This window comes from Streptomyces sp. ISL-98 (assembly GCF_018614055.1).
GTDB classification, from domain to species: domain Bacteria; phylum Actinomycetota; class Actinomycetes; order Streptomycetales; family Streptomycetaceae; genus Streptomyces; species Streptomyces spiramyceticus.
In genome coordinates this window covers 58,995-82,418 of the sequence record NZ_JAGGPB010000042.1, presented here as the reverse complement: position 1 = coordinate 82,418, position 23,424 = coordinate 58,995, and the positions used below count along the sequence as shown (strand labels likewise).

Genomic DNA, 23,424 nt, shown 5'->3' with positions numbered 1-23,424 from the left:
CCACACCACCCGCCACCACCGCGCACCCAACCCAGCCCTGCGCGCCCTCGTGGAACGCCTCACAACCGACCAAGACGAAGAATTCGGCAGCGTCCCCCACCCCGACCCCCACCTCGCCAACCAAATCGAAGAACTCGCCGAAGCCCTCTAACCACACCCCCACCTGCCGCCCCAGCACCCCGCGACCCGCCAGAACCGCAGCGCCGCCCCGCACCGCATGCCGTGCGGCCAGCCCTTGGACGCGGCCTCGTCCCGTAGCGCGGCCAGACCTCACCTGACTGGAGGAGAGGCCGCTGGCGCGGACCAGCTGGTGCATCAGCAGGCCGGCCGGTCTGGCCTCGAACAACACGAAAAGGCCGGGGTCGTGGACGGTTCGCTTCACGGAGGGCGGGTCGCGCCGCGGACGCACTATGGACACGCGTGACCTGCGTACCGAACTCAGCTGGCCAGTGGCGGACTGGCTGGCCAAGGCGGCCAACAAGCAACTCACCTTCCCCAGCGACATGCCAGAACGGTCCCCGCAGGGCAGTTGGCGGGACGGGTGAGGTCGGGTAGCCGGAGTCCATTGCTGGACCCCGGCTACCCGACCACACCGCGACATCGGACACAGCGCGGACTCCCGCCGCGGCTACCAGCAGGTCGTCGACGGCGGCGGTCGCCTGGCCCAAGCTGCGCGCCTCGCCGGGGACTTCCCCACCACGTTCGCCGCCGCGCAAACTCTGGGCTGGGAAGGGCGTCACCAGCGGGTCTTGGGTGATGTGTGGTGGGTGCAGGGAGAGCCGGCACGCGCGGCGGCCGCCTACCTGGCCGGGCGTCTCGAAGCCGAACAGCATGCGAAGTCCGGCGAGGCCGCGCACAATCAGGCCCTGCGCGCCCTCGCCGTCGCCTTCATCGACCCCCACCAGGCCGACGACGAGGTCGACCTGGTTGAACAGCTCCTCGCGCACCTCGACCTGCGTGCGTCCAGGATCAACGCGGCCATCGCCGCTCTCATTCGCGACGCCGGCAACCTCGCGCTCGAAGACCGCGTCCAGGCGCTGCGTACCGAGCTCGACGTCGCGGGCCTCACCTCCGTGACACCCACCCTCGAGCTGGCCCTCGCCTTCCACCAGGCCGTCTTGGACGACCTCGACGCGCTGACCGCCACGATCTCCCGCCTGCGCGAACTGACCCGGGGCGGCGATTTCGCGTACTACATCGACATCGCGCACTTCATGGCCGGCCTCACGCTTCCCGCCGAGCAGCCCGGTTGGAATCCAGCCAGGCCGCGAACATGCCCTGCGCGCCCGAAAAGCCGACGGCTACGGTGACTGGACGTACTGCGGCGCCGCCCTCCCCCCCGTGGGGCGGCGCCGCAGTACGTCCTGAACGTGATCACCCGATGCGGCAGGCCACGCACAGGAAGCGGCACTCGCGGGTGTCGAAGCAGACCTCGGTCTCCGTGCCGATGACGCTCTTCCCGGTGATCAGGATCACGAACCCGTGCCGGGAGACTGCCTGGCGCCAGGCCTGGTCCGCCGCGAAGGCGCCGTCGTACAGGAAGCTGTGGTGTCTGCTGGTCAGGCCGACGGCCGACGGCATGTACCGCCGCCAGAGCCGTTCAGCGGCAGCAGCGTCTCCAGGTGAGCTCCCTTCACCCAGGCACCGAGAAGATCGCGGTGCAGGGCGATGATGTCCTGCCGGACGGCCAGACCGAGGGCGTCCTTGGTGAAGGCGCGGCAGGTGGTGACGAACAGGGCGACGTCCCCGCCGTGTTCGGGCCGGGCGGTACCGACGAACTTCTGCATGTCGTGTGAGGACACCGACCGGTCGACCGCATATTTTTTACACTGCACGACAAGTTTCCTGCCGTCGGCGAGGTAGCCCACCACGTCAGCGCCCAGGTCACCCTTCTTCCCGCTCACGAAGACCTTGGTGCAGCCGTCCCGGCGGCACAGCTCGGCGACGTACTGCTCGAACTCCTGCCACGTCAGGGCGTCGACGGCGGTCATGGACAGTTCGCGGGGCCCTGCGTTCCTCCCCCGCCCGCCATGTACGGTCCGCGCTCACGGCCCGCTGGTGAGCTCGGGTGAGCAGCCAGGCGGTGGTGCCGAGCACGGCCAGGGCGACGATGGTGAGGACGTACGGCCACAGCGCCGCCCAGTTCACCGCGACCCAGACGACGAACCCCGCCGCTGAGAGCCCGGACCAGCCCCGCCAGTTTGTACGCGCCCGGCCCTTCGAGCGCCGGCGCCGCCGTGCTGCCATCGTGCCCCCGTTCCGTGTCATCCCGATGCACCGCAGTGTCGGAAGAACCCCGGCCCGCTGACAAGACCGCCTCCCTCCTGGTCACCGGCCGCTCCCCGGACGCGCCGGGGCGACCGAGGCGGGCAGGGTGCCCGGCGGCGCCGTCACCCCGTCGCCGGAGAACGTCACCTGGCCCTGGGCCAGTCCCCAGACCACGATGGCCACGATCCCGAAGATCGTGAGCTGCCGGGCCGACCCGGGATGCGAGCGGGTGTGTTCCCGTACCGGATGCCCGCCCCGTGTGTGCTCGGTGACCTTCACTGCCGTGATCGCCATTCCCCCTTCGGACTGGTGTGCTCCGTGCACACCACTGAGAACAGCACCCGGCACTGACAATCCGTCAGGAGTCGATCACCGGGCAGGATCCGATCCGGCCATGCCTGGGCGCGGCAGGGCGCGCACCCCATGTCCGGCCTGGGGGCAGTCTGCGCCGACCGGACAGGATCAGCCGAATACGGCGGGTGGCTTCCACGGCTTGGAGGATGAAGACGGCGCGCTCTGCGGCCGGAGGGGCCATGCCGGGCGCATCGGCTTCACGTGCGAGCAGACACACGTCGGCCGGAACTTCCGTTCCTCGGGGCTTCCCCGATGATGGGGACTACCCAAGGCGACGGACCAAGCAACGCTGGGAGTAGCACATGGCGGTGGAGGCCGACACGCAGCAGGAGCGCGTCACAGGGCGGGTGTGGACAGTACGCCTGGACCCCTATGGCCGTCCGTCCGCAGGCACGGTCCGGCTCTCCTGCTCCCGCCCGGCCTGCGCCGATCAGCGTTTCCCCAGCGCCGCGGCGGGGCGCAAGGCCGCGGTCGAACACGTCAACCTGCACCTGGCCCGCATCCGCGCGGGCGGCGGGCCGCGCAGCGAGGCGTGGTGCGGCTGCCGTGCCGCCGACTGCGCGTGGCACACCCCCGACGTCCTCGAGGGAAGGCGCGGTGGGGCGCGGCCGGCGGCGGAGGCGGTGCGGTGCGGGGGCCTGGTGGTCCTCACCGTGCACGCGGACCGCGCCGGAAGGTTGTGGCGGATCGCGGAAACGTGCGCGCGCTGCGCGGCCGCCACCTCTGACTGCCGTGTCCTGGACACCGCCCCGCCCCCGCCTCGCCGCTCCACCCCGGTTCCGGCCGGGGCGGACCAGGAGCCGGCGGGCGGGGGTGCGGCGGTGTTCTCCGACCACGCCCCCTCCCTCAACTCCCCTCCTGCCGACGCTTCTTCCTCCCCGGTCGCCGGACCTGCTTCGGTGCCCGGTGCCCGCATCGCCTCGCCGGGTGGAGGAGTGTCCCGGCGGGCGAAGCGGCGGGGGAAGATCGCGCAGCGGACCGTGCCGCACGACCTTCAGCCCGACGTCCTGCGTGTGGAACTCATCGAGCTCGGGGATGCGTTCCGCGCCTACCAGGAGCGCGCCGAGCCCGACCTCGTTCTCCTCGCCGAACTCCACGAGCGCAAGGCCCGCGCGTTCAGCCTGTGGGCCGAGGTCACCGGTGAGGGATCCCTGCGCCACGAGGCTCACCGGGCCCAGAAGGCCGCGCAGACCACCCGCGAGATGCACGAGAACCGAGTCGGCGACACGGTGAGCGGGGACGACGGGCCGGTGGTGGAACGGCTGCTGACCCGGAGCCAGGCCGTGCACGCCCGTACCGTGCTGGACTACGTCCAGGCCAACGCCCCACATCCCGAGGCCGGGGTACGTCTCGCGGTGCTCATGCTCACCCTGCGGGCCGCGCGCGCCGGCACCGGGAACATCACCGGACAAGACCTCACCGGCTGGCTGCAAGGCGATGCCGAGCGGGTGCTGGAGCAGCTGGTCGCGGCCGGCTGGCTGCGCCTGCCCGGCACAGTCGCCGAAGCGCTGGCCGCCCGGCCCGAGGATCCCACCGAGATCACCGTCCCCACGCTGCTACCCGACCAGCCCCGCCCGTTCGGCTTCGGCAAGACCACCCGTTCGAGGATCTCCGGCTGGGCCCAGAAGGCGGTGGGCGACCGGAAGTTGCGCAAGAAGAAACTGCTGCCCGCCACCCGGCTGCTCGCGCTGTACACCGCCGCGCACACCCGCCCCGACGGCCGCCTCGGACGTGCCGAGGACGGCGGAATCGACCTGGACCAGGCCGCCGCGTTCTGCACCCTGCCGCCCGAGGAGATCCCCGAGCACGCCGAACTGCTGATCGCTGCCGACTGGCTCGCCGAAGCCGACACCGCCGCAGGAAGGCTGCGCGGGCGGCTCACCGAGCGGGTCTGGCCGCTGGGAGGACTGCTGTAGGCGCGCCGGGCTGCCGCCTCGACGCCGTTCAAGGGATCCCTGCCCATTGTATGGCAAGCGCTGTACAGTGCTCGGTATGGGCGAGAAGACGGAAAAGATCACCATCCGGATCAGTCCGGAGACGGCAGAGCGGCTCAAGCTGCGCGCCGAGGCAGAGAAGACGACGGTGACCGCGCTGCTCACGGAGGCCGCCGAGCGAGACCCCCGGCTGGAGCTGGCGGCGGCCCGTTTCCGTGAGCTGAAGAAGTCGGGCCTGATCGAGGAGTTCGCTGCCGCGTTCCCCAACGAGGAGCCCGACGCCTCCGACCGTTCCGGCACGAGGGCCGCCTGACCGATGCTTCCTAATGCTGTTGTCAAGCGGCTGTAGTCACTGGTGGTGTGACTTGGTAGCACCGTCGGTCACGGATCAGGGCCCACAGGACGTTGACGCGTCGACGGGCGAGGGCGAGCACGGCTTGGACGTGCTTCTTCCCCTCGGCGCGCTTCCTGTCGTAGAAGCGGCGGGAGTTGGCATCGCAGCGGACGCTGACCAACGCGGAGGTGTAGAAGACGCGTTGGAGTCTGCGGTGGTAGACGGTTGGCCGGTGGAGGTTGCCGCTGACCTTGCCGGAGTCGCGTGGTGCGGGGGCGACGCCGGCGAAGGCCGCCAGGGCGTCCGGGGAGTCGAAGTCGTCCAGGCCGCCGCCGACGGCGGCGAGGAACTCGGCGCCGAGGATCGCGCCGATGCCCGGGACGCTTTGGACTATGTCGGCGAGTTCGTGCTCGCGAAACCGGCCCTCGATGAGCTTGTCCATCTCGGAGATCTGCTCGTTGAGGGCCATCACCTCCTCGGCCAGGGTGCGGACCAGCTTCGCGATGGTCTTCTCCCCGGGAATGGCGGTGTGCTGACGTTCAGCGGCCCCGACGGCCGATTCGGCCAGGGCTCGCGCATTTCGAACCTTGCGGTTGGCCAGCCACTTCGCCAGCCGCGAGACCCCAGCACGTCGGATGGCCGCAGGAGTCTGGTAGCCCGTCAGCAGCTTGAGCGGGCCGGTGTTGGTCACGTCCAGGGCCCGTTCCAGGGCCGGGAACATGCTCAGCAGGGTGCCGCGCAGCCGGTTCACGGAGCGGGTGCGGTCCTCGACCAGGTCGGATCGGCGTCCGGTCAGCAGCTTGAGTTCGATGGCGGCTTCGTCGCCGGGGCGGATGGCCCGCAGGTCGCGGCGCATTCTGGCCTGGTCGGCAATCACGTAGGCGTCGCGGGCATCGGTCTTGCCCTCGCCGCGGTAGCCGTCGGAGGCCCGGTTCACCAGACGGCCGGGGATGTAAAGCACTTCCTGGCCGTGGTTGATCAGCAGAGCCAGCAGCAGCGCGGGCTCCCCGCCGGTCATGTCAATGGCCCAGGTGACCGGGCGACCGTCGGCCAGGCCGAGGACATCTCCGATCAGTGTCAGCAGCTCGGGCTCATCGTTGGCCACCCTCCGCGACAACAACGTCTTGCCCTCGGCGTCCAGCGCGAGTCCGTGATGGTGGCCCTTCCCGCTGTCGACCCCCGCCCATATCCGGCTCATCGTGCTCCTGACGTACGTGTGCGTGCAGTTCGTACCACGGACGACCTCGCCGGCATTGCTCTACACAGCGACTGATTCGCACTTCCTAATCGGCGGCCGAGTCGTCGTGAGGTGCCGGGCGGCGAAGCATCGGAAGCCACAAAGCGGCAGCCGCCTGAGAGCCACACCCGGCACCTCTGGGTGCCCCCACCATACGAACGGGAGGACCAACCCGGTGAAAACGGTAGAGCCGCCTGAGCTGTACATCGACGTAGCGTGGCTCCTCGAACAGCAGACCGAGTTCCTGCCCAAGGCCCTGGAGGTCAGTGACTTCTCCGGGCTGGTCGCCGCGGTAGCACGTCACAAGGTCAACACCCCCAAGCTCGGCTATCTGCCTGACGCCTCGTGGCGGGCGGCCGCGCTCTTCCACGAGATCGTGAGCGTCCGACCACTGCCCGCGCGCAACCCGACCTTCGCCGCGCTCATCGCGATCTCCTACATGCAGGCTTCCGGTGAAGGACTCACCGAGCCGTACGGCGGCTTCATCGACCTCGCCAGGGACGTACGGGCCGGGGCCGACGCGTTCGCCTGCGCCCAGAAGATCCGCAGCTGGCGCCTCTGATGGATCACCCAGTCGGGAGGGGCGGCGGAGGCCGAGCACGCCAGAGCCCCGACCTCGAAGGAGGCCGGGGCTCGCGTGTTCCGTGGGTTACTCCGCGGCAGGATGCCGGACAACCCGCTTGAGCTCCTTCTCCACCTCATACCGGTTCTGCTCTGTCGCCCGGGCATGCGCGGTGATCGCCATCTGCACCCGTGCAGCAGCCTCCGCCGTCAATGCGTTCGCCTGCTGCTCGGCCCACGCAGCCCGTTCGAGCTCGATGAGCTCGTCAATCAGTTCGATTGCCATCGGCCGGATCCTAGGCCGCAGGTCTGACATCACCTCGGAACGCCACCGCGCCGGCGCGGGACCGGTTCAGGGGTTCAAGTCCAGGACGCGGACTGGTTCGCCCTCCCACCGCTTCGGGACGGTGGTGGCGACGATCGCGCCGTCCGGCCGGTCGGGCGTGGGCTGCGCCGCGTACTGGCTGTGTGCCGCCGCCCATGTTTCCTCGCGTGCCACAGTCAAGGCGGCGGCCAGGTCCAGGTCGACGACCGTGATGCCCGGTAAGGCGGCCAGATGCTCGGCTGTTCCCGGCCGGGCACGTTCTGCCTCGACCAGTGCGCACGCCGGGGCATACAGGAACCAGCCGGATTCGGCGTGAGCCCGGTGGATGAGCCGGGAAGCGAGGATGTTGCCCTGGCCGGCGGCGGCCATCGCCGTCTCGTCCAGCACGATGTGCATGTGCTCAGTCACCGGCTCTTCACCTCGGCAAGGCGCCGGTCCAGCTCACTGTCCAAGTCGTGTTCTTCAGCCGTGGACGGGGCGTAGCCGTTCCACTTCTTCAGTGCCGCTCGGGCCTGCTCTGCGCGCTCGGCGCGCTCTTGTGGAGTCAGCAGGGTTTCGGCGAGGCGGGCCAGGTAGGCGCGCAGCGACAGGCCCTCGGCGGCCGCGATGGCGGCCAGCCGGTCCTTGGCTTCCTCGGGGATACGGACATTGGCATCAGACATCGTCGTACTCCTTCCCATCCCTCAAGGGTACGGGTACGTACCCGTACCCTTCGCCAGTCCGGCGGACGTTTACAGACGGCTCTGGATCCACACGCCGAGGACTCCAGCCAGGGCGGTTCCGGTGCCGTAACAGACTCCGCGCAGCAGGTGCATGAGGGCAGTACGCCGACGGCTGGCAGCCCAGCGCACGAACCGGGTCAGCGGACCAGGGCGAGGAGCAGGACGGGCTGGGATGGAGGGCATCGGGTAGCTCCTTATACGCATGGGTCGGCAGCCCCCGGTCGGCCTGGGCGTTATCCGGGGGCTGATGTGTCGGTCCGGTCTTCAGGCTGGGTGGCGACGTGGCCGTTGCCGCGCCGCGCTGACACCTCTGCCCTGGGGCACCAGCGCGGCCGCAGAAGTGAGTCAGCGCCTGACGAGAGCGTCGGGGAGCTGTTCGAACGTCATGAAGTTGCGCAGCTCGGTGTTCCACGGCGCTTGGCGGGCGAGACCTTCGGCGATGGTGGCCCTGCCCTGGACAGGCTGTGGGCGGTGCCGGTCGGGGGTGTAGCCGAGCATTCGGGCGAAGGTGCGCCACAGGCGGGCGTCTCGTACGCAGTCGGCGCCGGCGTGGTGTGCGGCGAGCAGGTGGGCGGCGAGTGGGTCACCTGCTCCTGCGGCGAACCGCCACCAGTACAGGGCGCTTTCGCAGCGGTCCAAGGTGTAGAGCAGGCATGCGAAGGTGCGGGCGCCCGCTCGGTCGTAATCGCTGTCGAAGGCCAGCAGGGTGTCGATTTCGTCGGAGCGCAGCACGCTTTCGCAGGTGCGTCGGACGTAGTCGAGTACCGCCGCCGGGTGGGCTGCCAGGTCGCGCGAGATGATCGGCGTGGGCCGGCGCCGCAGGGCCCTGCGGATGCGTGGGCGGGTGAACCGCTGAAGGGGCGCTTTGTACGAAGGGGGTGGTTGGGGCGTTGGTAGATCCAGCTCGCGCTCTGAAGCCAAAAGACAAACCTCGGGGTTCATACTGCGCTTCTTTCGGTTGATGCGGCGGGTGTTGGGTTGTCGACCAGCTCGTAGGCCGGTGGGCGGCCGATGCGGGGGCGGGTGAAGTCGGGGCCGGGCAGGTGGTAGAGTACTCGCCCTTGTCGTTGGCCAGGCGGCCGCTCAGTAGTCCGTCGTCGCGCCACTTCTTGACGGTCTTGGGGTGCACTTCCAGGCGGCGGGAGATCTCGCGCAGGCTGACCATGCCCTGGTCAGCGAGCCGTTGGGGGTGGCTGAGGAGGCGGTGGGCGGTGCGGATGTGCTGGATGATCCGGGCCTGAAGGGGGTGTCCGCTGCCGCTGAGGTGGCCGCGATCGGTGAGAATCTTGGCGATCTGGCCGTCGGTGTGGTCGTCCAGGAGCTGATCGATGGCGGTGACGACTTCGGGCGGGGTCTGGCGGATCTGCCAGGGCGCCAGCGGAACGGGCATCGTCAGGGTGTATTCCTGGCCGCCGCGGAGACGGACGTGCGCGGTGATCTGCTCGGCGCGGGCCAGGGTGACGTCGGTGATCAGTAGTCTGACTAGGCGTTTGCGTTCCCGCACCGGGGTGGCCGGGTCGTTCCACAGTTTCGGGAAGTCGCTGGCCAGGGCGGTGATCCGGGCCCGCTGGGTGTCGTCCAGGGCATCGATGCCGGAGGCTTTCGTCTTCTCGTAGGTATCGGTGGCCTCGGCGAGTTCACGCAAGGAGGCGTTCCAGTCGGCTTCCAGGCTGGTGGCGACCAGGCGGTTGTCCGGGTCGACTGCGAGATAGCGGCGCCGGGCCAGGTCTGCTTGGTAGCGGGCGCGTTCGACTGTGGCGGCCCGCAGCCGGTCGGCGTCGTCGGCTCGGTTGGCCAGTTCTTCGGCGACCGCCAGGGCGGCCTCCAGCGCGAGTGGGGTCAGTGCCTGTACCAGCAGATGTCCGACGGCGGCGTCGACGCCGGCGCCGTGGACGCGCTGGCAGACGGGGTTGCCGTGCTCGATGCCTCTGGCCTGGCAGACGTACTCGGGCTCGACGCGGTCTTTGCGCTGGTGGTAGCGCACGGTCATGCGGCGTCCGCAGATCCCGCAGACCGTGATGCCCTGCAGCAGGGCGGGGCCCTCGCGCGGCGGGCCGTGCCGGCGGTCTTTCCCGTGAGCGGTGGCGTTGGCGACGAGTTTGGCCTCGTTGGCCTCGTATTTTTCGAAGGTGATGAAGCCGGGGTGGTGGTTTGGGAAGAGCGCGATCCACTCCTCGCGTGGTCGCAGCTGTGGCCCGTTCTTCCCGCTGCCGGGGCTGGGTTTGTGCTGGTAGCGGCCGTAGAAGAACGCTCCGGCATAGCGCGGATTGTGCAGGATCTTCAGAATCCGTGAATGCGCGGCCGGCGCCCAGACGACCTTCCCTTTGTCCGGGCCGTGCTTCAGGCGCCGGGGCAGTCGCAGGCCGTCGTGGTTGAACGCCTTCACCACAGCGGTGGCCGAGCCGGTGGCGTCGAAGTAGTCGAAGACCGCGCGGATCGCGGCGACGATCGCGGCATCGGGGTCGAGTACGACCTTGCCCGAGGGGTCGTAGACCAAGCCGATCGGAATGGGACTGATCAGGTCCCCGCGCCGGGCCTTGGATAGTTGTCCGCCCCGAAGACGTGCCTTGAGCAGGTGCAACTCCGCTTCTGACATTGATCCTTTGAGACCCAGCAGCAACCGGTCGTTGAAATCGCGGGGGTCGTATAGGCCGTCCTCGTCCAGGATCAGCGTCCCGGACATGGCGCAGATTTCGAGGAGCCTGTGCCAGTCGGTGTTGTTGCGTGCGAGGCGGGATACCTCCAGGCCGAGCACGATTCCGGCGTGGCCCATGCCGACCTCGGTGACCAGACGCTGGAAGCCCTCCCGGTCGGTGGCGGTGGCGCCGGACTGGCCTTGGTCGGTGTCAATGACGATGATCCGGTCGGCGGGCCAGCCCAGCGCGACCGCCCGGCTCTTGAGCCCGTACTGCCGCACCGTCGACTCGGTGTTGTGCAGGACCTGCTTGATCGAACTCTGACGGACATAGAGATACGCGTTGCGGGCGAGATGATCAGCAGTCACCTTGAGTGCGGGCCCGAACAGCTGCTCATTCATCGCCCACTCCAGTACGTGAATCGCGCAGGTCAAGGAGCATGCGCCAGGACCATCCGGGACCAGACACGAATGATTTCCGGGTCCACCGGTCCCAACAGGCTCGGTGGCGCCGCCGAGACCGGAAGCCGTCGCGGGGCGGCACTCGCCAGGGTGGCGGTCACCCGCAGGAACGTGACCAGACCTTTGGCAGCCAGCACCGCGAGCCCGTGCCGCGGCCCGACGGACGCCCCGCGCAGACGCTCGTAGTTCTCAACGCCTGCGGCAACTTCCGGTTCAGGAGCGGACTATGGGCTCCTCCGGGTCGCTGGCCTCCCGCCGACGAGCCAGTGCACGTTCCACCGAACGGGGATGGACCGGAAAGCCGAAGACGGTCTCCACCCGCTCGGCCAGCTCCCGGGATTTCAGGGCCGGCTCGTCTGCCAGCCAGCCCTCGACCTGCACCATCACCGCCTCGGTGAGCTTGATCGGACCCTTGGGGCCCGGCTTCCCGGCGGCCAGGGCGCTCGGGCCGCCGGCGTCCAGGGCCGCGGCGACCTCATAGAACGCCTGACGGCAGTAGCCGAAGGCACGGGCCGCCTGCGTGACGGGCACCTTGTCGATCCGCACTCGGCGCACCATCTCGTACTTGACCTGCACCACGTCCCTGGCGTCGCAGAACCGCGAGGCCAGGAACACCACGTCGGTCACCTTCTCCGGGTGCGGGTTCAGCGACCGGGTCGCCACCAGCGCCGCCACCTTCGGATCAGCCATCACCGTCGTCATCAGTCGCCTCTCTGCCCGAGATCCCTGTCATCAGGTTCGCGCCGGCCCCGTCGGCGGCCAAGGCCGCCGACGGGGCGCACGGAGGCAAACCAGCAGGTGGAACGTGCTCCCGCCGACAGATTCCGCGCGCCCCGCGACCAGGTTGAGGCCGACGGCGGCGTGGATCAGACGACGCTCACGGCGCCGATCCGCCGACATCCCGGACCTTGAGGGCATCCAGATGGTCCGCGACGGCGAGCAGGTCCGTGATGCGGAACGGGCAGCGTCCCGCCGCCATCACTACGAACGGATCGACAGGGTCAATATCGGTCCACGCCGCAGGCAGCGAGGTCACCGCCCCGTCCTCACCGACCATCGAGACCCGGTCCTCGTCCCAGGTATGCCGCCGGTCCACGAACGCGAACTCCTTCCCGAACCAGGGGTGGAACCGGTGCGTGACCCGCACAAATCCGGGCCGACCGTCCCGATCGGGTGCAGTCGACGACTCGGAGCAAGCCCAGGGTGGAACGTCCTATGCCTATTCGGCCTCCCCCTGCCGGCCTGTCTCTCCGGCAGGTTGCAGGTGGGCGGTCCACTTCTCTTCGATGCGGCGGTACTTCCACATCGCCAGCGCGAGGAATCAGGTGACGAAGAACAGGCCGACGACGACGAAGCCGATGGTGTTGAGATCGAGGCCGCCGGTCCCGGCCCATGACGACCGGCCGCCGCCCCCATCTCCCCCAGCACGTCGGCGTCGTCCTGCGTGCACCAGCCGCCCACCCGGTCCGTCCCCTCGGCGTCATCCGCCAGGACCAGCGAGGGACCGTCCAGCCGAACCGTCCGCGTACGCCCTCCCTCGCCGGACACCACCAGCGGGGGCGCTGGCTGCATGCTGGGGACGCCGAGCTTGCCGTGCGCCAGCAACCCGCGCGACCACCGCGGCTCGCTCGAACCGCGGACTCTCCCACGTCCCAGCACCGGGCACCGGAGCGGGGAAGTCCGGGTGCCTGCGCCGCCAGTTCACCACCACGGCTCGGCCCACCTCCGCCAACGCCACCACGACCGCGCCCTCGACGGCCGGGATCAGAGAGGCGAGCAGGGAGCGGCGGCCTGCGCGGGTCCGGGCTCTCACCACGTCCCACGTGCGCGTTCCCCCGAGGCGGGAAGCACACCAGATCACCACTACAACACCCACCGCCGAAAACCAGACGCCCCGCCGTCCGCGCCGACGACGGATACAGGTCCGGACTTCCTCGGGGGGCTGCCACGCGTGGCCGGGCCGGGTCTGGTTTTCCTCGACGGAGGAGGGGGAGCTGTGGATGGGCACGGCCGGCCCCGAGCTGCGGATCACCGGCTATCAGGAGGTCACCAGCCCGCTCGGCTCCGCCCTCGGCTGGACCGCGGACCCCGGGCGCCTGGCCATGGTGGCGTACGACCTGTACGAGTTCCTCACCGGAGGCGCCGCGGGTCCGCCGCGTCGAGACGACCCGACTGCGCAGGTTGTCCCCTATCCAGCGTTTTGTGGGGCAGGCTGGTTCCCGCCAGTGAGCGTCAGCACACGGTCGGCCTCGGCCGACACTCGACGGGCAGGAGCAGAGCCATGGCGGAGAACCCCGACGTGTCCGAAAGCCCCACGCAGCCGCCCCCGCGCGACTGCGTCAACGAGCCGATCGCCGGGATCATGGCCGAGTTCGTGGGCGAGCGGATGGGGGACCGCATCGCCCAGGGGCAGGATCCCGTCCTGCGCCCGGTCTTCGTCAAGTTCCACGGGGCGGCCCGCGGCGTGCTGACCGTCGCCCCCGATCTGCCGCCCGAGCTCCGCATCGGTTTCCTTAAGGCCGCGGCGGAGCAGAGCGGCGGCCTGACCGCCTGGGTGCGAATCTCCAGCGACACCCTGCCGGAGCGGCCGGATCTGCGCAGGACCGTCGGGTGGGGCATCAAGCTGTTCGGCGTGCCGGGGCCGAAGCTGCTTCAGGACGACACCCGTGCCGACACACAGGATCTCGTGCTGCAGAACCACGACGTCTTCTTCGTCGACACGGCCCGGGACATGTGCGAGTTCCAGCTGGACCCGGCGGCGTACCAGCAGCAGCACCCCCTCACCCGGCAGATCCTCGCGGACATGCGCAAGCCCGTCGAGAGCACGCTCACGTCCACGTACTGGGGCGTGTTGCCGTACTCCTTCGGGCCGGACCGGCACGTGAAGTACAAGCTCGCCCCGGTCGGCTGCGCGGACGGTGACCCCCGGGCGGCGCCGCCGGACGAGGCCCCCTCCTTCCTGCGCGGGGACCTGCGCCACCGCCTGGCCGCCGGCCCGGCCGTCTTCGACCTGCTGCTCCAGTTCCGAACGGACCCGGACCGCATGCCGCTGGACCGGGCCACCGTGCGCTGGGAGGAGAGCGAGAGCGCGCCCGTGAAGGTGGCGAGGCTGACTCTGCATCAGCAGGACACGACCGCACGGGGTCAGGAGGAGTACGGGGACAACCTCGCCTTCAACCCCTGGCACAGCCTGTCCGAGCACGAGCCCGTCGGCAGCATCGCCGAGGCCCGCAAGGTCGTCTACCGCGCGTCGGCGGCCCGGCGGCGCGACGCCAACGGCATTCCGGCGGCGGAGCCCGGTCCCGCGCGGCCGACGGCCGCCGAACCGCACGGACGCGACACCCGGATCGTACGGGCCGCGGTGCACCCGGCGATCGGGGTGGCCCGGGTCGGCGACAGCGCGGAGGAGTTCTTCCTCGCCCCGGAGGTCGACGGGGCTCCCCCGCCGGCCACCGGCACGTACAAGGACGCGACGGGCGCGCTCAAGCGGCAGGCCGTCCGGTTTCGGGTGTACGGCTACAACGCCGCCGGTGAGGCGGTGGCCGAGCTGACGGCGGACAACGCCGACCTGCACTGGACCGTGCATGTGGCCAACAAGAAAGCCGCCTGGTACCAGTTCCAGCTGGCCCTGGACATCCCCGAGGCGGCACAGGCACCCGCGACCACGCTGCGCAACTCCACCACGGTGCCCGCCGGGGAGCGCGACCGGCTGGTCATCGACCCCGGGCCCCGCTCGATCCGGGGCCGCGAACGCGTGGGGAAGCCCGAGTACGCATTCGACACGGGGACGTTCCTGGGGCGGCCCGTCTACCTGGGCGAGCTGCGCACCGACGGCGCCGGCCGCCTGCTCTTCCTCGGCGGGCGCGGGGTGTCCGCCTCATACCCCACCGCCCAGGCGACGCACTTCGCCAACAACGACGGCTGGCACGACGACATCTGCGACGGCCCGGTCACCACGCAGGTCCGCATCGACGGCAGGAACGTCCCGGTCGATCCGGCCTGGGTGGTGGTGGCTCCCCCAAACTTCGCACCGGAGCTGAAGTCGGTGCGCACGATGTACGACCTGATGTGCGACACCTTCGTGGCCGCGGGCATGCAGGCGCCCCCGGAGCGGGTCTCGTTCACCCACGACGTGCTGCCGGTGCTGCGCCGCCTGTGCGATCTGCAGTGGGTCAACCGCGGCATCGCGGCCCTGTTCGGTCACGGCGGGAGCGAGCACTTCCTGACCCCCGAGCGGCTGGCGGAGCTGGCCAGCCACGGCACCCGGCGCGACGAACTGCGCCAGCAGATCTGGGCGATGATGCGGGATCCCGACCGCGACGGGCTCTCCCCCGTGCCCTGGCCGCCGATCTACGGCGACTCGATGAGCGTGCGACCGGTCTCCGCGCGGCAGCACCTGGCGCTCTCCCCGTTGCAGTACGGCATGCTGGCCCGCTGGGCCGCCGGGGACTTCGACGCCGACTACCATCCCCAGGCCTCGCCGCCCACGGCGCTCGACGGCCTGCCGCTCGCGCAGCGCCCGGCGACCCTCGACCGGGCCGCCCTGTCGTACTGCCTGGCCGACGCCTTCCACCCCGGCTGTGAGCTCTCCTGGCCGATGCGTCACGCCACCTTGTACTCCGCGCCCTTCCGGGTGCGCCACCGCGACCCCGCCAGGCCGGAACCCGGTTACGGCTCCACGCTCACCCCGCAGACGGCGCTCGCCGTCGATGGTCCGCTGTACGCCCAGGAGCCGGGCGGTCTGACCCGCTGGATGGCCGTGCCCTGGCAGACCGACACCGCCCGCTGCCGCTCCGGGTACTACCTGGGCTTCGGGCCGCGGTACGACCCGTACCTGCCCACCTTCTGGCCGGCGCGGGTGCCCAACCACGTGTTGACGGAGGAGAACTACCGGACGGCCGTCGACCCCGCCGCCGACCCCGAGGAGCGTCGCACCGCCTTCGAGGACAGGGCAGTGTGGGACAGATGGCTGCCCTCCGACCGCATCGCCCAGATGAACGCCATGGTCAAGGACTTCGGCAAGCTCGGCATCGTCGCACGGCGGGAGAGCCCCGCCGCCGGCTCCGGCTCCGGTACCGATCCCGGTGACGCGGTGAATCTCCCCGCAACCATGCTGGTGGAGTCAGAGGTGGGCTTCCATCCCGAACAGGCTCCGCCGCCGCTGCGGAACCTGCTGTGTCTGCACCTGCCCGAGGCCGCCGATCCCGCGGTGCGGGAGAAAGCGGTGGCCGCCGCCATCGCCGCGGCCGACCGGCCCGACGAGGAGGTGCTGGCGGGGTACTTCGAGAAGGTCGCCCGCTTCCCGGAGACACCGTGACCGCTCGGACCGGCCCGGTTCCCCTCGCCCGGCGTTTCGAGGCCGTCGTGGCCGGGGGCGGCCCGGCCGGGGCCGTCGCCGCTCTGGTCCTGGCGCGGGCTGGCCGGCGCGTCCTGCTGGTGGACGGGGGCCCGCCGGGCGCGCCCTCCGCCGCCTTCACGGTCGGGGAGACCCTGCCGCCCGCGGCCCGGCCGCTGCTGCACGACCTGGGGCTGTGGGCCGCCTTCGCCGCCGACGCGCACCTGAGCTGCCCAGGCACCTACGCGTCCTGGGGATCGGCGCAGTTGCACGGCCACAGCCACCTGCTCGACCCGCACGGCCACGGCTGGCACCTCGACCGCAACCGGTTCGACGCCTTCCTGCGCGAGGCCGCGGTGGCCGCGGGCGCCCTGATCCGGCGGGCCGTCGTGGTCGGCCACCGCAGCGAGGCCAAGGAGCAGCACCTGCTGGTGCGGGAGCGGGGCGGCGCCGTACAGGAGCTGTGCTCCGGCTGGGTCGTGGACGCGACCGGCCGCCGCGCCCTCATCGGCCGCCGCCGGGCCCTGCGCCGCCGGCAGGATCGGCTCGTGGCCGCGTTCACGCTGCTCGGCGCGCGCGGGGCGGGCGGCCACGCCGGGGACCTGGAGCTGCGTACCCTCGTCGAGGCGGTGCCCGAGGGCTGGTGGTACACCGCCAGGGTCCCCGCCGGGCGGGTGGTCGCCCATCTCACCGACGCCGACCTCGCCGCTGCCCGGCTACGCACCGCCGGCGGATTCCGGTACGCGGCGGCGCGCACCCGGCACGTACGGGACCGCCTGAGCGGCTACGACCCGGCCGACTCCCCCGCGCCGCACTGGACGGCCGCCCACGGACAGCGGCTGTCCCCGCCGGCCGGCCCCGGATGGGTCGCCGCCGGGGACGCCGCGATCGCCTTCGACCCCCTGTCCTCCCAGGGCATCCTCACGGCCCTGCACACCGGGGCCCGCGCCGGCCGGGCCGTCGACCGGTGCCTGGCCGGCGACACGGGCGCCCTCGCGTCCTACGCCGCCTTCCTGGACCGCGTCGCGGACGCCTACCACCACCATCACGCCCAGTCCTACGCCGAGGAGCGACGGTGGCCGGAGCACCCGTTCTGGCGCCGCCGGAACGGGTGGCCGCACTGACCCGGCGGGCGGCAGGAGACGATCTGGTGCCGGGGCGAGAGGGGTCGCCATCATGGAGCGATGACGACCGACTCGCGTGCTCGTGCCCTCGACCGTAGCGCCGATCGCTACGCCGCATACCGGCCCCCCTACCCCGACGCGCTCTTACTGACTTCAGCTCGTTGGGGTGAATCGTTGAGAAGTGTCTGATGGGCGTGGGTGGGTGGCTGTATCCGTGGTGTGTGAGATATGCGGATGGGAGCGGGCTGACTCCTACGGGACGCCGGCGCCGGGAGTCGGTACGGATGCAGGCGGCTGAACTGTTCGAGCAGGAGATCAAGCCGTCGGAGGCCGCACGGCGGCTGCGGGTGCGCGTGAAGTCGGCTTACCAGTGGCACCAGTTGTGGAGGGAGGGCGGTGCTCAGGCGTTGGCCTCCCGCGGTCCGAGCGGGTCGCGGTGCCGCCTGTCCGCGCGGTCCCTGGAGAAGCTGGCCGCATACCTGGAGCAGGGTCCGGCTGCGCATGGCTGGGTGGAGGATCAGGTGTGGTGCGGGAACTCGTGGCCGAGCGTGAGTGGCTGACAGTGTTCCTGTTGCCCGCCTACTCACCCGACCTGAACCCCGTCGAAGGCGTGTGGGCCCACGTCAAACGCAGCCTCACCAACCTCGCCGTCACGGCACTCGACCAGCTCGAAGTCCTTGTCCGCAACCGCCTCAAACGCCTTCAATACCGGCCCCACACCCTCGACGGCTTCATAGCCGGCACCGGCCTGACCCTCGAGACATCAGCCCCACCCTGACAAGCCGAAGTCAGGTAACCGCCAAGGACTTGTAGCAGGAGCCATTGTCGGTCAGCACGCGTTCGACGGTGATGCCGTGGTCGGCGAAGAAGGCGTGGGCACGCGCCAGAACGCGGCGGCGGTCTCCTTGCGTTCGTCGGTCAGGATCTCGCTGTAGGCCATGCGGGAGTGGTCGTCGACAGCGGAGTGGATGTAGCTGTAGCCGATGACGGCTGCAAGGTCCTGGTCCCCGGCTGGTGCCAGGTCTACGCACGAGCCCCAAGTGGCCGGAGCCTGCCGGGCCCCGGCCTCCTGGGCGTGGTGCGGCCTGTCAGCGCCAGTCGATGTCTCTCAGGTCCTCCAGCGGTGTGCGGGCTGCGAGTGATTCGGGCACGGTCAGGGTGTCGGCGTTGCGCAGGGCGGTGGGAAAGCGGAAGCGGCCGCGACTTTCGACCTCGCTGAGTGCGACCTGGAAGACGCGGAACTCATCGAGTTCGAGGGCTTCGAGCTGGTTCAGGTTCTGGGTGAGCAGGAAGGCCTTGGCCTTGAGCTGTCCCTGCTCGACGAAGGCGAGGACCTTCCAGAATTCGCGGGAGATCTGGCGGTCGCGGTAGAGGCGGTCGTCGTCCTGGAAGACCGGTCCGCCGAAGGCGCTCACCTTGAGGTCGTCGACCTCGACTTCGGCGAAGAGTGCGTCTTCGAGCTGCCCCCACAGGCCGCGCTTGCTGGACTGGTTGAAGTCCTCCATCTGGGGGGTGATGTTGGTGTAGTGGAAGGAGTCCTTGTTGGCCTTTTTGGCCTCCAGCGGTGCTCCCCACAGAAGGTCGGCGCGGCGGGCCAGGTGCCCGCGGTCGAGAGGATTGTCCTCATACAGCTCGTTGCCGATCTGGGCGTCGTCGGGCAGGCGCGGGTCCTTGACGAACTTGATTCCCTTGCGAGGCAGCTTTTTGAGGGAGGTGCCGTCGATGTTCCAGGCGACCCAGAACGCGAATCCCCTTACGCCGTTGAGCGCTAGGGAGAAGTGGGTGTAGGGAATGACGTCGGTGTCGTTGAGCTGGACGGCATCGTCCTTGACCGCGGCCGTAAGGCGCGGGGTGTCGATGCGGGTGCCGAGGAAGGCAGGATCGTATCCCTGGACGACTACGGCTTCTTCGCTGGAGGGCTGCTGCAGGCTGATATCGAGCTTTTCGAAGACCGAGCGGGGCAGGCAGGCGAGAGCATGCTCGTCAGGGCTGAATTTCCCCTCGCCGCCGAAGTGGAGCCCAGCCACCACTTTGCCCGGCCGGCCGTTGCCTGTTTTGAACATCCACAGGGCGCCGGAGTCGCCGCCCTGGCTGACCTCGCCGTTGGCGGGCGGGGTGGCCGGGTCGGGTTCGATCTCGAAGCAACCGATGTTCTGCAGCCCGACACCGTCGCCGTAGTCAAGCTGTGCGAGGGTTTCGATGCGCCGCACGACACCGTGGGTGACGCCGGTGGTACGGCCGCTCTTGACGACCTTATCGCCGAGTTCCGGCTCGCCCAGCTCTTCCGGCATCACGTCGAGCTCGAAGATGCTCTGGTCGGCGTCCCGGTCCTCGATGGTGGCGACCGCGCAGTCGCCGGCCATACCGAGGTGCGAGCGCTTCAGGATGCCGAGACGGTTCTGGGCGATCCGGTTGTCGTCGTGCGCGCCAGGCTGCACAACCACGTCACCCAGCTCGCCGTCCGGGCCGTGCAACACGTGCCAGTTGCTCAGCACGAAACGGGTGCCGTCGTTCTTGTCGAAGACGATTGCGCCGATCGTGCCGGCCGACACCTTCACGTGCCCGACGCTCACACCCGGGACGATGGGGTCCAGGCGCCGTTTGCGGCCCGGGGTCTCTGCCTCGGGCACTACAAGGAACTGAGGCTTGTAGCTGCGCTGCAGGACATCGGTCGGCACGTCGACCCCGTCGACCCTGATGGTGTCCGGAATCGGCGTGGTATCCAGCGCTTCCAGCTCGTGCCCGTCCGCTTTCACACCTACTGTGAACTGGAGCGTGAGCTCCTTGGTCTGCTTGCCTCCCCTCTTCCGGTAGCCGATACCGACGCTGGTCACATTCGGGTCGGTGAGGTAGTTCGGACCCTTGGCCCGGATGAACTGCCGGAGGGACTCGACGAGCTTGTCCTGTTCGCGTGCGGTCTTCGACGTCGCAGTCTTCTTCTTGACGACCATGGATGATCCCTTCACGAAGGTGTACGGGCACGTGCCGACCTGGGGTGGCGCCGCTGGGCCCTCCCGGGCCGGGTGGGCGTGCGAAACGCTCGCAAGGTCCTTCGGACCACGGGGAGCGGGGGTGCCCGGCCACTGCGGCAAAAAGCCACAGTCACCCCATAAGCACCCAATGGATCAGAAGATGACTTTCCGTACATCACGGAGTGTAAGGCAGTGACAGACCGTAAACACTGCTGTCCCCGGCCGCGCCTGCCCCACGACTCCGGCCAGACCGTGCGAGAAAAGGGTGCGGGCACGGATGGACCACGGCGTGTCGACAGGCTCCGAACAGCACACCGCCGAACCTCCGCCTCAAAGGGAGCCACAGCGCCGGAACACCAGGACGAACCGATCGAGATCCAAACAGAGCACTACGGCGACATCAACCGGCTTCAGCTGGCCATCGTTCCCGAGGCGTAGCAGCCAAGCACTCGCGCCAACCGCATGATCGACCGGACAAGTCCTACTCGCCGACGTGTCGGTGACGGGGCGAGAGCGTGACGGGTGGAGTCCGCTGCAGTTGGTGCCCGCCTGGCGGACATCCGGCAGCGGATCACCCTCGCCGTGTGCGTCGGGAGCCGACGCCTCGTCCTGGAGGTCGGATGCCGCCCGACCCATGACCGCCGTCCCGGCCCGACCGAACGGGCCGGGACATTGCCCGTATATGCGTCAGAGAATGCGCCAGGCGACGGCGTAAGGCTGAGCGAACCGGGTGATCCGGTGAGCGCTGACGACGACCTCGGCCTCCCCGGCGGGGATGTCTCGCCAGTGGACCTGCTCGACGTTGTTGACGCGGTCGAAACCGGGACCCGTGCCCATGTTGCCGTGGCGTTCCTGACCGCCCGCGCGGACGACCAGGTCGAGGTCGTTCTGCAGGGCTGCCCCGGCGGGGTCCGTCCAGACGAGGGTCACCTTCAGAGTGCGGGCCACTCCCTCGGGAACGGTGATGAGGAAGGCGCGCTCCTCCCCCTGGTCCAGTTCCTTGGCGTCGGTGAAGCCCGCCCGGCCGGCGTCGGTCGGCAGGACGACGGCACGTTGGAGGTTGACGAGGCCGAAGCCGGAGTTGTTGTTCGGCGAGGGGCCCGCCTCGCTGGGGACGTACTGGCCGGGCAGTTCGTCGGCGCCGTTGATCAGCATGGCCTTGATGAGCGCGGCGCTGGGCTTCGGGGTGCCGTTCTTCACGAGCGTCTCGCGCAGCACCGCCACACAGCCGGCCACCAGCGGGGTGGCCATGCTGGTACCGCTTACGAACATGAACGCGGGGTCCGTGGAGACACCGAAGTTCTGGAGGTCCGGTGCCAGCCGCGAGCGGGTGGACAGGATCGCCGTACCGGGGGCGACGACATCGGGCTTGAAGCGTCCCTCCTGGGACGGGCCGCGGCTGCTGAAGGCCGCCATCCCGGCGGGGTTGTCCGCCATCCTGTCATCGCGGATCGGCGGGACTGGCCACCGGACCGTTCCGCCCTTCAACTGACCGTACGTCTTGGAGATCCCGGGCCGGTTGCCCTCGCTGGCTCCCACGGTGATGACGTTCTTGGCCGCGGTCTCGCCGCTGACGGCCCTCAGGTTGATGCGTCCGTCCCCGTCCCGGTCCGCGCCGTCGTTGCCCGCGGCGAAGAGGATGACGAAGTCCTGGTTGTCCCAGACCATCTGATCGGCCTCTTTCGCGGCCGGGTTGTAGGGCAGCCCCGGGTCGACCGGGCCCCACGAATTGGTGTGGATCCGCGCCCCGTCGTCCAGGAAGGGCGGTTCGAACAGGTCGCGAAGGTGGCGCGGGATGCCGGTGAGAAAGCCGTCCTCGTCCATCACGGACTGCAGGACCAGTCTCGCCTCGGGAGCCGTGCCGGTGACGGGCTCGCCCATCGACGCCGACGTCCCGTCGCCGAGGACCGAGCCCGCCACATGGGTGCCGTGCCCGTCGGGGTCGTCCGTCCGCGGGGGGCTGGTACGGCCCAGGGCGACCAGCCGCTTGACCCGGCCGGTGAAGGCGGGGTGCACATTGGTGGTCGAGCCCTTGTCGAAGCCGGTGTCGGCGACGCACACGATCTGGCCCTCGCCCCGGAACTTCGTGCCGTTCAGGGACACGTGGGCGTTCATCACGGTGCCCGCGAGGGTGTTGTACAGGACCCGCTCGGGGACCTCCTCGATCTCCTTCACCTCGTCGAGCGAGGCCAGGGTGGGCAGGTCCCCCTCACGGATCGTGATGCGGACCTTGTCGTGGTCGGGCTGTACGTCGCCGGGGCTGACTCCGGCCGCCGCCGCGATCCGGTCCCGCAGTCCGTCCGCGCTCATGTCGACGTCCTCGTGCAGGACAATCTCGACGGTGCGGGGTCGGGGACCCGCACCGTCCAGGGGCTCGGCCAGTTCGGCGACGCCCGTGCGCAGCCGGGTCGACCGGAGCGACTGGCCGATCTTGAAGCCGTTTAGGTACACGTCCGCCCAGGCCACGAAGGGCAGTGCGCGTACGGCGTCCAGATCGCTCGGCCGGTAGCCGCACAGATAGGAGTCGTCCGGAACGTATTCGTGGACCACTACCCCGAGCGCCGAGAGTTGTTCCTTCTCCTCGGCTGTGGGTGGGTGTGTGGTCTGCACGAGCAGATAGTTGGACGCGGAGGCGTCCTCGGACACCAGCGATGCGGTGGCCATCTCCTCGGACTGGACCAGTGGGTCCACCGTCACGCCGTTGATGGTGATACGGGCCATGCCGAACTCCCGGAGGGTGTGGTGATGCTGAAGGGCGCGCACCGGGCAGCCGCGGCGCGCTCCGGCACTGCCCGTGCCGACGCCCACATGGCTGAAGCCCGTCTGGACCGGTGGCACGCCAGGCTGCGTGGTTTCTTCCGTTCGGCCAACACGCTAGGCGGGCGAGTGTCCACCTGCACGCCGAGCCCGGCCGGAGGCCCCCATCTGGGCTCGGTATTGCTCAGGGAGGGCAGCCATCGGGACAAGCCTCCGAGGTCTGTTGGCCCCGGAGGCTTCGTCGTCCCTGCCTCAGCCCTGCCCGCGCGGCACGAGGCTCAGGTGATCCGGTGGGCTGACCTGCGCGCTCGCGGTGAGTCCCGGCTCAGATGGGGCTAGGCCGCGTACGGCTCGTCGGTTGTCGCAGGGTTGGGCACAGCGGGCTCGGAAGTACTGGGGTGCAA

24 protein-coding genes and 3 pseudogenes are annotated in these 23,424 nt (G+C 69.9%); 10 read left to right on the top strand and 17 right to left on the bottom strand.

The annotated features are described in order from the left end of the window. Window positions 1-225 precede the first annotated feature (225 nt). Window positions 226-412, bottom strand: a pseudogene (locus J7I98_RS42990) (RacP protein); the annotation flags it as partial. Between J7I98_RS42990 and J7I98_RS42330 the strand changes: the two are divergent. Further along, window positions 411-545, top strand: a complete 135-nt coding sequence (locus J7I98_RS42330) for a hypothetical protein (protein ID WP_285438089.1) — start codon at window positions 411-413, stop codon at window positions 543-545. The pseudogene J7I98_RS42990 and the gene J7I98_RS42330 overlap by 2 nt on opposite strands. 222 nt (window positions 546-767) lie before the next feature. Further along, complete coding sequence (locus tag J7I98_RS27100; protein ID WP_214927243.1) at window positions 768-1,310, top strand: cytochrome P450; 543 nt, start codon at window positions 768-770, stop codon at window positions 1,308-1,310. 64 nt (window positions 1,311-1,374) lie between these two features. On the opposite strand, the gene J7I98_RS27095 is transcribed toward J7I98_RS27100, so the two are convergent. Together J7I98_RS27095 and J7I98_RS42665 are read right to left on the bottom strand one after the other, a co-directional pair. Continuing rightward, a complete protein-coding gene (locus tag J7I98_RS27095) occupies window positions 1,375-1,581 on the bottom strand; it encodes a hypothetical protein (protein ID WP_214927241.1) in 207 nt (68 codons plus the stop codon). After that, on the bottom strand, window positions 1,560-1,991 hold the full coding sequence (locus J7I98_RS42665; protein WP_308377955.1) for a restriction endonuclease: 432 nt from the start codon (window positions 1,989-1,991) through the stop codon (window positions 1,560-1,562). The genes J7I98_RS27095 and J7I98_RS42665 overlap by 22 nt, the downstream gene beginning before the upstream one ends. A gap of 77 nt (window positions 1,992-2,068) precedes the next feature. On the opposite strand from J7I98_RS42665, the gene J7I98_RS42660 reads away from it, so the two are divergent. Further along, window positions 2,069-2,308: a hypothetical protein gene (locus J7I98_RS42660; protein WP_308377954.1), complete on the top strand. Its 240-nt coding sequence runs from the start codon at window positions 2,069-2,071 to the stop codon at window positions 2,306-2,308. A gap of 20 nt (window positions 2,309-2,328) precedes the next feature. Here J7I98_RS42660 and J7I98_RS27085 read toward each other — a convergent pair whose 3' ends face one another. Further along, window positions 2,329-2,562 carry a hypothetical protein gene (locus tag J7I98_RS27085; protein WP_214927240.1) on the bottom strand — a complete coding sequence of 78 codons (234 nt, stop codon included), beginning with the start codon at window positions 2,560-2,562 and terminating at the stop codon, window positions 2,329-2,331. A 362-nt stretch (window positions 2,563-2,924) separates the two neighbouring features. On the opposite strand from J7I98_RS27085, the gene J7I98_RS27080 reads away from it, so the two are divergent. Then, a complete protein-coding gene (locus J7I98_RS27080) occupies window positions 2,925-4,538 on the top strand; it encodes a hypothetical protein (RefSeq protein ID WP_214927233.1) in 1,614 nt (537 codons plus the stop codon). Between the two features lie 76 nt (window positions 4,539-4,614). Beyond that, a complete protein-coding gene (locus J7I98_RS27075; RefSeq protein ID WP_214927231.1) occupies window positions 4,615-4,869 on the top strand; it encodes a hypothetical protein in 255 nt (84 codons plus the stop codon). A gap of 22 nt (window positions 4,870-4,891) precedes the next feature. On the opposite strand, the gene J7I98_RS27070 is transcribed toward J7I98_RS27075, so the two are convergent. Then, window positions 4,892-6,088 carry an IS110 family transposase gene (locus tag J7I98_RS27070; RefSeq protein ID WP_251021249.1) on the bottom strand — a complete coding sequence of 399 codons (1,197 nt, stop codon included), beginning with the start codon at window positions 6,086-6,088 and terminating at the stop codon, window positions 4,892-4,894. Window positions 6,089-6,302: 214 nt separating this feature from the next. On the opposite strand from J7I98_RS27070, the gene J7I98_RS27065 reads away from it, so the two are divergent. Next, the gene (locus tag J7I98_RS27065) at window positions 6,303-6,689 is read left to right on the top strand and encodes a toxin Doc (protein WP_214927228.1); all 387 of its coding nucleotides are present in this window, start codon (window positions 6,303-6,305) and stop codon (window positions 6,687-6,689) included. Window positions 6,690-6,776: 87 nt separating this feature from the next. On the opposite strand, the gene J7I98_RS27060 is transcribed toward J7I98_RS27065, so the two are convergent. From J7I98_RS27060 to J7I98_RS42325, 9 genes are all read right to left on the bottom strand, one after another. Next, on the bottom strand, window positions 6,777-6,974 hold the full coding sequence (locus tag J7I98_RS27060; protein ID WP_214927226.1) for a hypothetical protein: 198 nt from the start codon (window positions 6,972-6,974) through the stop codon (window positions 6,777-6,779). A gap of 66 nt (window positions 6,975-7,040) precedes the next feature. Beyond that, complete coding sequence (locus J7I98_RS27055) at window positions 7,041-7,409, bottom strand: hypothetical protein (RefSeq protein WP_214927293.1); 369 nt, start codon at window positions 7,407-7,409, stop codon at window positions 7,041-7,043. 8 nt (window positions 7,410-7,417) lie between these two features. Continuing rightward, window positions 7,418-7,675 (bottom strand): hypothetical protein, encoded by a 258-nt coding sequence (locus J7I98_RS27050; protein WP_214927224.1) that lies wholly within the window; start codon window positions 7,673-7,675, stop codon window positions 7,418-7,420. Window positions 7,676-7,744: 69 nt separating this feature from the next. Beyond that, window positions 7,745-7,918 carry a hypothetical protein gene (locus tag J7I98_RS27045; RefSeq protein WP_214927222.1) on the bottom strand — a complete coding sequence of 58 codons (174 nt, stop codon included), beginning with the start codon at window positions 7,916-7,918 and terminating at the stop codon, window positions 7,745-7,747. A gap of 162 nt (window positions 7,919-8,080) precedes the next feature. Then, the gene (locus tag J7I98_RS27040) at window positions 8,081-8,374 is read right to left on the bottom strand and encodes a hypothetical protein (protein WP_214927297.1); all 294 of its coding nucleotides are present in this window, start codon (window positions 8,372-8,374) and stop codon (window positions 8,081-8,083) included. Continuing rightward, the gene (locus J7I98_RS27035) at window positions 8,319-10,772 is read right to left on the bottom strand and encodes a recombinase family protein (RefSeq protein WP_214927221.1); all 2,454 of its coding nucleotides are present in this window, start codon (window positions 10,770-10,772) and stop codon (window positions 8,319-8,321) included. Before J7I98_RS27035 ends, J7I98_RS27040 begins: the two co-directional genes overlap by 56 nt. A 273-nt stretch (window positions 10,773-11,045) precedes the next feature. Next, the gene (locus J7I98_RS27030; protein ID WP_251021248.1) at window positions 11,046-11,522 is read right to left on the bottom strand and encodes a helix-turn-helix domain containing protein; all 477 of its coding nucleotides are present in this window, start codon (window positions 11,520-11,522) and stop codon (window positions 11,046-11,048) included. A gap of 187 nt (window positions 11,523-11,709) precedes the next feature. Further along, window positions 11,710-11,979: a DUF5372 family protein gene (locus tag J7I98_RS27025; RefSeq protein WP_214927217.1), complete on the bottom strand. Its 270-nt coding sequence runs from the start codon at window positions 11,977-11,979 to the stop codon at window positions 11,710-11,712. 174 nt (window positions 11,980-12,153) lie between these two features. After that, complete coding sequence (locus J7I98_RS42325; protein ID WP_285438088.1) at window positions 12,154-12,282, bottom strand: hypothetical protein; 129 nt, start codon at window positions 12,280-12,282, stop codon at window positions 12,154-12,156. 831 nt (window positions 12,283-13,113) lie between these two features. On the opposite strand from J7I98_RS42325, the gene J7I98_RS27020 reads away from it, so the two are divergent. The 4 genes and pseudogenes from J7I98_RS27020 to J7I98_RS42650 all read left to right on the top strand — a co-directional run. Next, window positions 13,114-16,149: a LodA/GoxA family CTQ-dependent oxidase gene (locus tag J7I98_RS27020; RefSeq protein ID WP_251021247.1), complete on the top strand. Its 3,036-nt coding sequence runs from the start codon at window positions 13,114-13,116 to the stop codon at window positions 16,147-16,149. Further along, a complete protein-coding gene (locus J7I98_RS27015; RefSeq protein WP_214927215.1) occupies window positions 16,146-17,291 on the top strand; it encodes a tryptophan 7-halogenase in 1,146 nt (381 codons plus the stop codon). The genes J7I98_RS27020 and J7I98_RS27015 overlap by 4 nt, the downstream gene beginning before the upstream one ends. Window positions 17,292-17,479: 188 nt before the next feature. After that, window positions 17,480-17,851 (top strand): helix-turn-helix domain-containing protein, encoded by a 372-nt coding sequence (locus tag J7I98_RS42985; RefSeq protein ID WP_374225175.1) that lies wholly within the window; start codon window positions 17,480-17,482, stop codon window positions 17,849-17,851. Continuing rightward, window positions 17,809-18,069: pseudogene (locus J7I98_RS42650) on the top strand (transposase); the annotation flags it as partial. The gene J7I98_RS42985 and the pseudogene J7I98_RS42650, both read left to right, overlap by 43 nt. A gap of 25 nt (window positions 18,070-18,094) precedes the next feature. Here the strand turns inward: J7I98_RS42650 and J7I98_RS27000 are convergent. The 3 genes and pseudogenes from J7I98_RS27000 to J7I98_RS26990 form a co-directional block, all read right to left on the bottom strand. Then, window positions 18,095-18,258 (bottom strand): annotated as a pseudogene (locus J7I98_RS27000) (DDE-type integrase/transposase/recombinase); the annotation flags it as partial. A gap of 121 nt (window positions 18,259-18,379) precedes the next feature. Beyond that, window positions 18,380-20,242 (bottom strand): DNA/RNA non-specific endonuclease, encoded by a 1,863-nt coding sequence (locus J7I98_RS26995; protein ID WP_214927206.1) that lies wholly within the window; start codon window positions 20,240-20,242, stop codon window positions 18,380-18,382. Between the two features lie 708 nt (window positions 20,243-20,950). Then, window positions 20,951-23,101 carry a S8 family serine peptidase gene (locus J7I98_RS26990; RefSeq protein WP_308377952.1) on the bottom strand — a complete coding sequence of 717 codons (2,151 nt, stop codon included), beginning with the start codon at window positions 23,099-23,101 and terminating at the stop codon, window positions 20,951-20,953. Window positions 23,102-23,424: the final 323 nt, after the last annotated feature.